This is a genomic window from Paenibacillus plantiphilus, assembly GCF_927798095.1.
GTDB lineage: Bacteria > Bacillota > Bacilli > Paenibacillales > Paenibacillaceae > Paenibacillus_Z > Paenibacillus_Z plantiphilus.
This window is the reverse complement of sequence record NZ_CAKMMF010000005.1, coordinates 234,912-247,208: the sequence shown is the minus strand read 5'-3', so window position 1 is coordinate 247,208 and position 12,297 is coordinate 234,912. Positions and strand designations below refer to the sequence as shown.

At 52.1% G+C, this 12,297-nt stretch carries 9 protein-coding genes and 1 riboswitch; of the genes, 4 read left to right on the top strand and 5 right to left on the bottom strand.

What is annotated here, in order from left to right; translation table 11 throughout:
• The first annotated feature begins 209 nt into the window (after nt 1-209).
• Entirely contained in the window at nt 210-2,309 is a 2,100-nt protein-coding gene (locus L6H65_RS06455; protein WP_236339676.1) for a transglycosylase domain-containing protein, read from the top strand.
• A gap of 201 nt (nt 2,310-2,510) precedes the next feature.
• Here the strand turns inward: L6H65_RS06455 and L6H65_RS06450 are convergent, their stop codons facing one another.
• The 4 genes from L6H65_RS06450 to L6H65_RS06435 form a co-directional block, all read right to left on the bottom strand.
• Complete coding sequence (locus L6H65_RS06450; RefSeq protein WP_236339675.1) at nt 2,511-2,795, bottom strand: hypothetical protein; 285 nt, start codon at nt 2,793-2,795, stop codon at nt 2,511-2,513.
• 631 nt (nt 2,796-3,426) lie between these two features.
• The gene (gene hisC / locus L6H65_RS06445) at nt 3,427-4,491 is read right to left on the bottom strand and encodes a histidinol-phosphate transaminase (RefSeq protein WP_236339674.1); all 1,065 of its coding nucleotides are present in this window, start codon (nt 4,489-4,491) and stop codon (nt 3,427-3,429) included.
• A 98-nt stretch (nt 4,492-4,589) separates the two neighbouring features.
• A complete protein-coding gene (locus L6H65_RS06440; RefSeq protein WP_236339673.1) occupies nt 4,590-6,698 on the bottom strand; it encodes a methyl-accepting chemotaxis protein in 2,109 nt (702 codons plus the stop codon).
• Between the two features lie 200 nt (nt 6,699-6,898).
• A complete protein-coding gene (locus L6H65_RS06435; RefSeq protein ID WP_236339672.1) occupies nt 6,899-7,447 on the bottom strand; it encodes a YwhD family protein in 549 nt (182 codons plus the stop codon).
• 187 nt (nt 7,448-7,634) lie between these two features.
• On the opposite strand from L6H65_RS06435, the gene L6H65_RS06430 reads away from it, so the two are divergent.
• From L6H65_RS06430 to L6H65_RS06420, 3 genes are all read left to right on the top strand, one after another.
• A complete protein-coding gene (locus L6H65_RS06430; RefSeq protein WP_236339671.1) occupies nt 7,635-9,635 on the top strand; it encodes a M1 family metallopeptidase in 2,001 nt (666 codons plus the stop codon).
• A gap of 28 nt (nt 9,636-9,663) precedes the next feature.
• A complete protein-coding gene (locus L6H65_RS06425; RefSeq protein ID WP_236339670.1) occupies nt 9,664-10,560 on the top strand; it encodes a hypothetical protein in 897 nt (298 codons plus the stop codon).
• A 384-nt stretch (nt 10,561-10,944) separates the two neighbouring features.
• Nucleotides 10,945-11,106, top strand: a riboswitch (cyclic di-AMP (ydaO/yuaA leader).
• A gap of 4 nt (nt 11,107-11,110) precedes the next feature.
• Nucleotides 11,111-11,611 (top strand): C40 family peptidase, encoded by a 501-nt coding sequence (locus L6H65_RS06420; RefSeq protein WP_236339669.1) that lies wholly within the window; start codon nt 11,111-11,113, stop codon nt 11,609-11,611.
• A 90-nt stretch (nt 11,612-11,701) separates the two neighbouring features.
• Here the strand turns inward: L6H65_RS06420 and L6H65_RS06415 are convergent, their stop codons facing one another.
• Nucleotides 11,702-12,133, bottom strand: coding sequence for a hypothetical protein (locus L6H65_RS06415; RefSeq protein WP_236339668.1), 432 nt, complete (start codon nt 12,131-12,133; stop codon nt 11,702-11,704).
• Between the last annotated feature and the right edge of the window lie 164 nt (nt 12,134-12,297).

The window sequence follows — 12,297 nt, the reverse complement described above, 5'->3', positions numbered from 1 at the left end:
TCAATGGTTCACCCTGTATTATAGTGCAATAATTTCCGCAATACAAACATAACCTGAGACAGCCTTCGCGGCCTTTATTATCTCGTCAGGCCGGCTCACTCATCAGCACATGATCATTCTCCGAATAAATTAGCGTGCTTGTGAATAGCTCCCCCTCCTATTTTCCATACTAAGGGAATAACAAGGCATAAGTGTGAGGGGACTTCATCATGAATAAACAGGGATCACGGCAGCAAGGTGTTAAGGGCCGACTGCCTTTTCGTATTCGCGCCGAACGATGGATGCCGCTGCTGCGGCGAGTAAAACGGCTATTCGTCTTTGCCGGCTGGGCGGCTGCAATTGCATGCATCGCTGCCTTCGGCTTTCTTTTCTACCTGCATAATCAGGCCCTTCCCGCGTCATCCATCAGCCAGACGTCCCAAATGCTTGATCTGCAGGGCAATGTGCTGGACACGTTCCACGCAGGAGAGAATCGGCAATCCGTGCCACTTCAGGCGATCTCTTCTCACCTGCTGGAGGCAACACTGGCGATTGAGGATCAGCGCTTCTATGATCATCTTGGCTTCGATATGAAAGGAATGGCTCGTGCTGTATTGGTCAATGTCGAGCACCTGAAGGCCAAGCAGGGCGCCAGTACGTTGACGCAGCAGCTCGCGCGCAATCTGTATTTGACGCATGAGCGAACCTGGAAACGCAAGTTCAAGGAAGCCATGTATACGATTCAGTTGGAGATGCATTACTCCAAGGATGAGATTCTTGCGCTGTATTTGAACCAAATCTATTACGGGCATGGCGCATACGGCGCTGAAGCCGCATCCCAGCTCTATTTCGGCAAGCATGCGAAGGAGCTCTCATTAGCAGAGAGCGCTATGCTTGCCGGCATACCCAAGGGTCCCAAATATTACTCGCCTTATCTGGATATGAAAAATGCCAAGGACCGGCAGAAGGTTATTCTGCAGACGATGGCTGAGCAGGGAATGATTACACAAGCGGAGGCGGATGGGGCGGCAGCAGAAATTTTGAAGCTGCAGCCTCTCGGCTCCAGCACGCTGGATGGGGCAGCGCCCTATTTTCGCGATTATATCCGTTATATTGCTGTGGATAAGCTTGGCATCGACGAGCAGTTGCTCAGCGAGGGCGGCATCCGGATCTATACGACTCTTGATCCTGACGCCCAGCGCGCAGCAGAGGAAGCTGTCGCCAAGGGTATTCCAGCCAACTCAGAGCAGCAGGCTGCGCTCATCTCCATCGATCCTCGCAACGGTTATATTAAAGCGATGGTCGGTGGACGCGACTACAAATCCAATCAATTCAACCGTGTTTTCGCCAAGACACGCCAGCCCGGCTCTTCCTTCAAGCCCATTCTATATTTGACTGCGCTACAGGAAGGAGCGATGACTCCTGTATCCAGATACAAAAGCGAGCCGACCATCTTCACCTACGACGAAGGACGCAAAACCTACGCCCCGAAAAACTATAACGACAAGTACGCGAATGATTACATTGACATGCGGCAGGCCATTGCAAGCTCGGATAATATTTATGCGGTGAATACGATGATGACCGTTGGACCCGACAAGGTCATTGAGATGGCGAGGAAGCTTGGCATCGACAGCCCCATGAAGCCTGTCCCATCCATGGCGCTCGGCACATTTCCCGTCAGCCCATTCGAGATGGCTTCCGCTTTCGGCACGATAGCCGCTGGCGGAGTCCGCGCAGAACCAACTGCCATTCTGCGCATTGAAGACAGCAAGGGCGAAGTGCTGTATCAAGCAAGCCAGTCCCCGCAGCAGGTTGTAGATGCCGCTCATGCTTATGTGCTGACCAGCCTTATGGAGAGCGTATTCGACATTGGCGGCACAGGCAGTCGGGTGTCCGCTGCATTGAAACGGCCTGTCGCCGGAAAGACAGGCACTACTGCGAATGACGCCTGGCTCGTAGGGTACACGCCCGAGCTCTCAACTGCAGTCTGGGTCGGCTATGACAAGGGCCGCAATTTAACGAAGGCCGAGGCTCATCGCGCTGCGCCAATCTTCGCGGCTTATACGGAGAACGCGCTCAAGGCCGTGCCGCCCAAGATCTTCGCCATACCTGACGGTATCGTGTCCGTCTATATCGATCCGAAGAGCGGCAAGCTCGCCTCCTCCTCCTGCGCGGACAAAAGGCTCGAAACCTTCGTTGCCGGCACACAGCCTACAGAGACATGCGGAGATGGCGAACCTGCGGCTTCTATAGAAGAGAAGGATGGAGCAACCGCCGAGAAGTCCCAGTCATGGTGGAAGCAGCTCAAGCGTTGGTGGACGGACTAGGGATGGACTGAGGATGCTGAGGATGGACTGAATGCTAAGGTGGCACAGAGGATAGGGGACTTGAGATGCACTGAAGATGCACTGAGGATGCACTGAGGATGGAATGAGGATGGAATGAGGATGCAATGAATGCAATGCGGATGAACTAAAGATGCTCTGAGAATGCTCTGAGGATGCTCTGAGAATAGACTATTGAAAATGCTAAGGCTGTCCCGTACGCAGATTCGCTGCTAATGGGTCAGCCTCCTCATCGCTCAACAGTAAACGGACATCCCCGAAGGAAGGTATGCTCGCTGCTTCAACCGTTGCTCCCACCTCGTCTTGAAAACCAACTAACAGCTGACTGAGATTCACAGAAACTACATCCGCCGCAAGCATGTACCATCTTTCTGATAGCAATGAGCCGCCTAATCCCCCTACGATCTCTGTAAGAATGAAATTCCTGCTTACAGAACGAAAAAACGGAGCGAGCTTCGCTATAAGCATGAATTTCCGTCTTACAGCTAACAATGAGCTGCCGAAAACACTCTGGCCACCGCTGTAAGAATGAAATTCCGTCTTACAGAACGAAAAAGCGAGGCGAGTTGCGCTATAAGCATGAATTTCCGTCTTACAGCTGACAATGAGCTGCCGAAAACACTCTGGCCACCGCTGTACAACAGTAAACAAACCTGAAAACACTGATTACTCTGTCTGCGAATGATAGTCGATCTATTTGTGCAGTAACTTCGGCGAGATGCGGCAGGGTTTGATGTGAATTTTGCGGTTGTGTAGTTACTTACTGCTAATAGAGCCGCGAATAACGGCGTTCGCTAGAACATCCCCCTGCGCAGCCCGCCTGTTTGATCCAACTTAGCAGTATCATCCGCTAGCATTACGGATCACCCACTTATTATCAGTGGAAGCTTCATTTGTATTCCCCTTATGATCGCAGCCAATCATTATCGACGAGCTGGATCCCTTTTCCGAGTTACAGTATGTTGCCATTATTCAAATAGACAGGGTGGCATGAACATCAAAACAAGCTGCCCTCAAGTCCTGTGCAGGTGACTCGCCGAGCAGCTTGTTTATTCTCACACTCATGACCTGAAGTACACCCTAGCATTGCTGTGCTTAATTAAATCGGGTCGCTTCCTGCATATTCACGCAAATGCCGCAGCAGGATCTCTACTTCCTGCTCCGTTCCAATCGCGATTCGCAGCTTGTCTGACAGACGCGGCGAATCGAAATGTCTGACATAAATCTGCTGCGCCTTTAAGTAATCATAAATATCGGACGCGCTGCGCCCATGCGGCTGGCATAGCAGGAAATTCGCTTCGGATGGGTAGACTGTAAAGCCGAGATTGCGGAGTTCATCCGCCAGCATGTCCCGCGTGTCCACAACCCGCTTCACCGTTGCCTCCAAATATTCCCGATCCCGGAAGGCTGCGGCAGCAATCACCTGGCTCAGATGGTTCACATTATAGGAGTCCCGGCATTTGTCCATCGCTTGGATCAACGACTCGTCAGCCAAGCAGAACCCAACGCGGATACCGCATAGGGAATAGGATTTGGAGAAGGTGCGCAGCACGATAAGATTCGAATAGGTCCCAAGCAGATGACAGGCCGATGACTCTTGTCCGGCAAAATCGATATAAGCCTCATCTATAACTACAAGTCCGCTATAATTGTTCAGCAGCTCCTCAATACGTTGCAGCGGCAGCAGCCGGCCAGTCTGCGCATTCGGATTAGCGATAAAGATGCCTTTGGCGCCGGTATTCACTAATCCCTGCAAGTCGATTGCGAAATCCTCCGCTGTGTCCACAAAGGCGACCCCAACATTAATGATGTCCGCTACCGACTTGTAAAATGTATAGGTCGGATAAGGCGTGGCAATCGTATCGCCCTCCTCGAAAAAGACTTTGAAGATGAGTGAAATTACTTCATCAGAGCCGTTGCCGCACAGTACTTGCTTGCTCGACAGCCCATGCTGAGCGCCGATCAGCTCCCTGAGAGGCTGGCTTGTCGCATCAGGATAATAACGCAGCTGTCTAAAGTCAAAGCCGCCAAGCAGCTCCTTGACCTTAGGTGAAGGCGGATACGGATTCTCGTTAGAGTTGATCTTGATAACAGTACCGTCCATAGCCGGCTGAAAGCCCGGTATATAAGGCGAGAGCGTTTCTATCGATTTTCTATACAACAAAGAAATCCCTCCTGATACAATCGCAGATTACCTCTAATAATAGGCATTGTTCAGGCACTTATCAATAAGCTTTGCGGCAAGCAAGCCGTCCCTCCCGTCTAATGACTCTCCACTCGAAATCTCTGCAAGGAATCCTGCAGCCTCCCCGCCATCGCGCTGAGCGATCCCGATGCCGCCAAAACTTCCTCCATGGATGCCAGCTGCTCCTGTGTCGATGCGGTTACCTGCTGCGCCTTGCTCGCTCCTTGACTGGCATAGCCAAGCGACTCGTGGATGGAGGCCGTTATCTGCTGCGTACCGGCTGACATCTGCTCGGTCGCCGCCGATATTTCTTCCACCTGACGGGCAACCTGCTCGACTGCAGCCAGAATTGTGCCGAACATGCCGCTCACCTCGTTCATAGCGACAATTCCTTTGGCAGCCTCCGCAACTCCGTCCACCATCCGCTTGGATGCCCCGTCCGCATAAGCTTGCATCTCACTTACAAGACCGCCGATATTCTCGGCAGCTTCACGGGATTGCTCCGCCAGCTTGCGCACCTCCTGGGCAACAACAGCGAACCCTTTGCCCTGCTCTCCGGCACGAGCCGCTTCAATATTCGCATTCAGCGCAAGCAGATTGGTCTGGCGAGCCAGATTGGTGATGAGTGTAACGATTGAGCCTATCTGTTCCGATTGTACGCGCAGCTTCTCGACGGCCTCGGCAGTCTCCCCCGTATTATTGCGAATGACTGTCATCTGTTCTGCCGCCTGCTTCACAGTATTCCTGCCATTTTTAGCTTCCGTCGCCACCGCCGACGCCACCTCGTTAACAGTAGAGGTTGTCTCGGCAATCCGCCCAATGCCACCTGCCATCTCTGACATCGCCGTAGCATTCTGGTCTGCGCTATGGGCTTGATTGTCAGCCTCGTTTGCAATTTCCCGCATAATCTCCGCAATATAATGAACGGCATCAACAGATTGGCCCGCCGTTGCCTCCAGCTCCTCCGAGGATGCAGCTACCTGCTCCGCTACCGCCTGATTGCCCCGCAGAACTTCACCGAAGCTCGCGGCCATCCGATTGAACGCTTCTCCGACCCGCATTAGCTCATCCTTCGTTGCAAGCTCGATGCGGATGCTTAGATCGCCATCAGCCATTCTCGCAGAATCCTGCTCCAATCTCCTTACTGCACGCTGGACATTGATATAGAATGCGGCAAAAAACATAGCAACCAGCACAATACTTATGCCAAGCGTCAGGATAAGAGTACCTCGCTTGAATTTCATTCCCTCTATCCGCTCCGCCAGCCGCTCATCCAGCAGTTTGGACGTCTCGTTATAGAGCGCCGAGCTTGCATCGATAACCTTGGTTCCTTCGTCAAAATAGTGGGCTGGCTTAATCAAGAAGGCTTCGTCAATAATCTCCCTCTCTACAATTGCAGCATACTGTCTCGCAGCGGTCGCATTCGTATTATACAATCCCTCAAGAGAAGAGACGTTCAACTGCGAGCTCCGAGCATTGATCCAATCCTTGTCCAATCCATCTAGCGAGCTCTCCACACGGTCCATATCCAGCATCATCTCTATTTTCTGCTCTGCACTAATCGTCCCTGCGGCCAGTATCCCTCTTCCTTGACCACGCGACTTGCCAACCTTCTCCATCAATAGAGGAATCCGGTTCACAGCCATATCCATCAAATAATAAGTTTCAATTTCATTGTCCAATGTCAAATTCGACGCATCAGAGATCACGACCATGTAGTCAAGCAGACCATCAATAAGCTCGCTATGGCGCTTGAAGCTCTCTGCCGCAGCCATTCCGCTGTATTGGTCAACCAATAGTGTCCACTCCGCTTTTATTTCATCCCAGCGCTTCGGAGCGCCGAAGGTATCCTCATGAGACGCATGAACAGCATCCACAAAGGCCAGCCCGTTCTGAATATCAATCTCAATCTCGTCCAGCTGTGTCTTTGATTCCCTCTCGCCATTAAGGAAGCCATTGGCTACGCCGCGATGCCGCTGAAGCGCCATCAGCATTTCCTTGAGCGGCTTCAGATAGGCTACCCCCTCGCGCTCCTTCATTGTAAGCCCGATCGAGGTCTGCATCGAACGAAAGGCATCTACTGTGAGCAGCGTGATCGGGATGACGAACAGCAAGCCGATGAGTACGAATTTCTTCCAATAGGCAAGACGGTTCATTAGAAACAGGAATGGTGCAAGGATGATCATGCTGTTCTCTCCCTTTTTTCGTGTTAGTTTATCTAACATTTTATCCCGCTCATGTAGCAGTTTCAACTTATTTTAACCGCTTAACCAAAATTTATCTGACATACAATTAACATCACACATGCAAAATAGAGCTGTCCGGCAAGCAGGCCTATTAACCCGCTGCCGAACAGCCCTCGCTATCTTCCTTCATTAAAAAGCATTTAAACGGAAAGTCCTTGCTTCAGTTCCTCTGGTGAACGATTCCACCATTCTTCATTGTGCGCAATAAGCAGGCGCTGCAGCGCAGCCTTCTCTTCCTCGCCAAGCTCGTTCAGCACGTATTTGCGCTTGATCGCATAATCCAGGTTGTTCACATGCTGGGCAAGAATCTTCCATCCGCGCCGCGCCTCGGTGTCCACCAGCATTGGACATGCTGTTGCCCCGGCATAATACGAGCCTTCCTCATTCCGATCGACTGCTACCCATACGATCCAGCAGAGCCGTCCGTTAGGCACATCCTCTTTGTTCGTGCTGAATTTGATACCCTTCTCCACTTTGCTCTTGGCGTGCATGGCGCCTACATCAATGTAAGCCTCGCCATTGTCAATAATGACACAAGCTACATTGCTCAGATCAATCGTTCCTGCTCCAAAGCCCTTGTGCTCCTTGTTGCTCACTACATTGAGCGCAAGCGACCGCTTCTCTTTCTTCTCCGGTGTCCCTGCCGCGCTGCCCGCAGGCTGCTCCTGTCCTTGTCCTTGCTCTGTCATCCAAGCTTCGCTCCCATCTATTATATGCTTTCCACGATTTCGCAAGTGAAGGATCACCAACTGGCTCAAACCCATATCTGGCGCGGATTTCCCGCATGTCCACACATTAATTCCATTTTAGCTAATAATCCGTGAAAAGCAAACATATACATGCTGTAGATGCTTGTCAACGGGAGGGAATCGTTCCATGAAGCCACGTCACACCAAACGTTTGTTGTTCTTTGCGCTTATCGTCGCTCTGCTTGGAGTGACGGCCCAGCAAGGGTTCGGGGATGCCTGGGTTTCGCAATATACATACGCTTTCGCCCCCGATAAACCGAATACCGCTCCAAAGCCTAGTCCGCCTCAGGTTGTTCAGGAGCCGGATTCCATCATGCAGCCGAAGCCGGTGGCACTCAGCAAACGAGTCGTGGAGTACCATATCGACGTTCATCTGCATGAGGATACCAAGCTGCTGCACGGCGAGCAGTCCGTCACATGGATTAACCCCGGTAAAAATCCGGTGTCCGAGCTTTATTTTCACATGTATCCGAATGCGTTTCAATCGAAGGACTCGACATTCATGCGCGAATCCAAAGGCCAGCTTCGCAGCGATAAGGCAACCACTGCCAGCAATGGCTACATGCATCTGCGGTCGCTGACAACGACAGAGGGCGAGAGCCTTCTCCCTCGTCTGCACTATGTCCAGCCGGATGACGGCAACACGAAGGATACAACACTTGCCAAGCTGCGCTTGCCAGACCCGGTAGCTCCCGGGAAGAGCGTAACGCTGAAGCTGCAGTTCGAGGTCAAGCTGCCCGAGGTGTTTGCTCGCATGGGCTATTCGGGAAATTTCGTCATGGCAGGACAATGGTTCCCTAAGCTATGCGTCTATGAAACGGCGGGAACGCGCGGCAGAACGGCGGAAGGCTGGAATGTCCATCAATATCACGGCAACTCGGAATTTTACAGCGACTTTGGCATCTATAGCGTGAAGATCAATGTGCCGCAGGCATACAAGGTTGCAGCAACCGGATTTCCGACGAAGCAGACGGTCGTCAAGGAAGGGCGCAAAATTTATCAATTCTATGCGGATGATGTCCATGATTTTGGCTTTGCCGCTTCGCCGGACTTTGTGTATGCAGAGGAGCCATTCTCATCAGACGGCATCCCAGGCGTGCGGATTAAGCTGTATATGGACCCTCTGCACGCCAAATTCAAGGATCGCTACATGCACGCAGCCAAGTCAGCACTGGCCAAGTATGCGCAATGGTACGGCTCCTACCCCTATTCCACTCTCTCCATCGTCGTGCCTCCCAAAGGCGGCAACGGAGCAGGCGGAATGGAATATCCAACGCTGATCACTTCATTCGCAGCAGAGAACGACAACCCCGGCTATGAGCTTGAGCGCACTGTCGTGCATGAGATCGGCCATCAGTATTGGTACGGAATGGTCGCCTCCAATGAATTCGAAGAGGCTTGGCTTGATGAAGGGTTTACGTCCTATGCCGAGGACAAGGTAATGGAAAGCGAATATGGCATACAGCCCAACCTGCCTATTGAAGCCAGCTATATGACCGATCCTGCGCCGCTCAAGCAGCTGTCCTGGTCGTACAACAGCCACGATCACTATGCAGAGAATGTCTATATGCGCGCCAAGCTCGTGCTGTTCGGGATCGAGAAGCAGGTAGGCGCCCAGACGATGCGCAAAATCATGCGAACCTACTTCCAGAAGTATAAGTTCAAGCACCCCTCCACCGCTGACTTCCAGCGCATCGTGGAGCAAGTGACCAAGTCCAAATGGACGGATTATTTCAGCCAATATGTCTATGGCGAGCAAATGGCCGATTACGCAGTGGAGTCCATTCACGTTCAGCCTGTTACCGAGAATGGAGCGCCGCAATATGAATCCGTCATCCTCATTCGCAAGCTGGGCGGCAGTCTCGGACCGGTTCCGATCATCTTTCAATTCGCCGACGGTACGACAATGCCGAAGATATGGCAAGGCCAAGAGGCGCACATCCAGTATAAAATCGTCCACTCCTCCCCATTGATATGGGCAGCCATAGACCCGCAGATGAACAATGTGCTCGACAATAAGCGGATTAATAATTTTATGAAGGCCGAGCTTCCCGAGAAGACACGCACCCGCTGGAATATCGGTGTCGCCAAGCTGATTGAAGTCCTGTTCTCTTCTCTGGCCTGGTAGTGAGTGTCAGAGGGGAGCATCAGGCAGCATGTATATGTTGAAAATAACCAATCCAGCCGTTACGCGGATCGTACGGCCACTGGTTGCAGGGTTAAAGGGGGAACGGCGGTTGAATAACCATTTGAAGCAGGGCTGGCGTCTAACGATGAAGCATTTCTACATTGTAATCTTCTTATTTCTCTATGAGCTGCTCTGGGGCTTCTTCTTGTACCGGATCATCGAAGGCATTATTGTCCCGCTCCTGAAGCGGTATCCCGACAGCAATCCCGCCGAGAATGCGGTGCAGCTGTTTCTGGCTGAGGCTCAATTCCAGCTCATGAAAACAGACCTCATACAACCTTATATATGGCTGTTCGCCAGTATTCTCGCCGCGCGCATGCTGCTGACACCTCTGCTCAATGCGGGATTGCTCCATTCTCTTCACCATGCGAGAGATGATGGAGGAACGCGATTCCTGCAAGGAATACGCATCGCATGGAAGCCCTTCGCACTGCTCTATTGCATCAAAACAATACTCGCGCTGGCTCCGGGCGTCTGGCTGCTGCCGCGTGCCCTTGATCTTCTGCTCACCGGCAGCGGCTTAAACGGGCTTGCCCAGCAGCTGGGACCTTGGGTTTGCGGCTGGGTGGTGCTGGCACTGCTGCTCCACCTGCTCTTCCTGGCCGTACAATTTGGCATCATAGCCGGCAACGGCGCACTGCGCTCGATGTGGAGCGGCCTGCGCCACTTGATTCCTCTGGCGGGCATCTCGCTCCTGATGTGGGGAATCGGCATATTGGTCAGCGTCAGCTTCGCTTCGGCCTCCATGCTCTGGGCAGGGCTTCTCGCGCTAATCCTTCACCAAAGCTATCAGCTCATTCGCACCATAATGAAGGTTTGGACGGTCGCGTCTCAATACGATGTATGGCAGTCAAAGCAAACCTAGCCGTCCCCGCCCCAGCTGATTGCTTTCCTGGGACACAGCACAGCACAGGCAGGCCTCTCTCACAGCATCCAAAATGCATCGTTAGCCTCTTTTCCCATATCTATCTATGCAACTTCCAGCCTATGCCGTATAGCCGCTCGAAAATGAGTAAAGACCTCCGAAAACCACTTTTCACGTGGTCTTCGGAGGTCTTGCTGTGTGTGCGTTAAAGCAGCTGTAGATGGAAAACCCTTGGTATTCCTGGCTTTAGGGAGCCGAGCATAACTCGCATTAAACTATAACGATATAACTTGTCAAAAGGTTTCACTCTAATAATTCTAATTTGTGAACAAATCGTGAACATAGAAGGAGAACTGACAGGAAAACAGAATACTTAACTCCAGCATGAAAAATTTGCCGAATTCCCGCAAGGGAAACGGGGGAACCATCTTGGGTGAATTGATGCCGACGTCCGAACTCATTGCATGAATCGGAAGCCAGAGGCGATCATAGGGAGCCTTCAACCGAACCCCACAGCTAACCTCGTAGGCATTGGAAGGGGTTCTATCTTTTGAAAAAGGTTTCTGCTTTGCTGTTAGGTCTTGCTTTATTGCTCGCATTCCAGGTTGGTAGCGTTTTCGCTGACTCCAAGATGGACGGGTACATCAAAGACCTAATCGGCACACCGTACCATTACGGTGGAACTACGACTAAAGGATTCGATTGCTCCGGATTTACGATGTATGTGTTCAAGAAACTCAACCTCGAAATCCCGCACTCATCCTCGGCGCAAGCCAAGCTGGGCAAGAAGGTCGCAAAGGCTGACTTGATCCCAGGCGATCTCGTATTCTTCAATACGAGCGGTAAAGGCATTTCGCACGTTGGCATCTATGTTGGAGATGGAAAGTTCGCACACTCTTCCTCCAGCAAAGGCGTTACAATCAGCGGCCTCAGTGATTCCTACTACCAGAAGCGCTATGTGACTGCACGCCGTGTAATGAGCCCTGAAACGTTCGAGAAATATGCCGATGAGCCGTCTGAAGAGCAAGACGGTGGCGGAGACGTCGATTAAATCAAGCTCTGCATCATAACGATGTGCATGAAGGCCGCAGTTCGTTTGTCCTAGCCGACAAGCGTGCTGCGGTCTTTCTGCTATCCAAGCTTATCGAACCTCGTATCTAACCCACCAGTACGTCCGCCCAACCTGCACATCAATTCCTGTCCCACCTGCTGCGAACAGCTCATGCAGCTCGAATGCTGTCTCACAGCCTTTCCCTCGCCTATCGGCAACAATCGCAGTAGCACCAGACTGAAGCCGCTTATGCCAATTCTCCAGAAACGCTGCCCGTCCCTCGGTGTCCAGCTCCCCCAGACAGAAGCAAGCCAAGCCTGCATTATATGCTCCGGCTGCCTCCTGCCCTTCTGACAGCCGCATGGAATGCGCGCCCGCACCCGTCGTCATGCCTCTTGGCGGACGCTTGCCCGCGACTCGCAGCACCGTTCTTCCAGCCAGCGTTCGCCCCAAAGCATCCTCAAGCTGCTTCCACTCTCTCCATCTGCCTTCCAGACCATCACGCCATCCCAGCATCTCCATACCTCTGCCTCCCCGCAATACAGGCCATATTGTTACCATGTATATGTGGAGAGATCTGTAATCTGACCAATAAGTGCAGCAATCGCTATTTATGAAAATAGCGCAATCACCGCATCGAACAAAACAATCCGCACCATGATCGAGGAGCCTCGATATTACGGAGA

Bases quoted from the DNA above. Each gene is read 5' to 3' on its own strand.
- L6H65_RS06455 (WP_236339676.1), top strand. From the start codon at position 210: ATGAATAAACAGGGATCACGGCAGCAAGGTGTTAAGGGCCGACTGCCT.
- L6H65_RS06450 (WP_236339675.1), bottom strand. From the start codon at position 2,795: ATGCTTATAGCGAAGCTCGCTCCGTTTTTTCGTTCTGTAAGCAGGAAT.
- L6H65_RS06440 (WP_236339673.1), bottom strand. From the start codon at position 6,698: ATGATCATCCTTGCACCATTCCTGTTTCTAATGAACCGTCTTGCCTAT.
- L6H65_RS06435 (WP_236339672.1), bottom strand. From the start codon at position 7,447: ATGACAGAGCAAGGACAAGGACAGGAGCAGCCTGCGGGCAGCGCGGCA.
- L6H65_RS06430 (WP_236339671.1), top strand. From the start codon at position 7,635: ATGAAGCCACGTCACACCAAACGTTTGTTGTTCTTTGCGCTTATCGTC.
- L6H65_RS06425 (WP_236339670.1), top strand. From the start codon at position 9,664: ATGTATATGTTGAAAATAACCAATCCAGCCGTTACGCGGATCGTACGG.
- L6H65_RS06415 (WP_236339668.1), bottom strand. From the start codon at position 12,133: ATGGAGATGCTGGGATGGCGTGATGGTCTGGAAGGCAGATGGAGAGAG.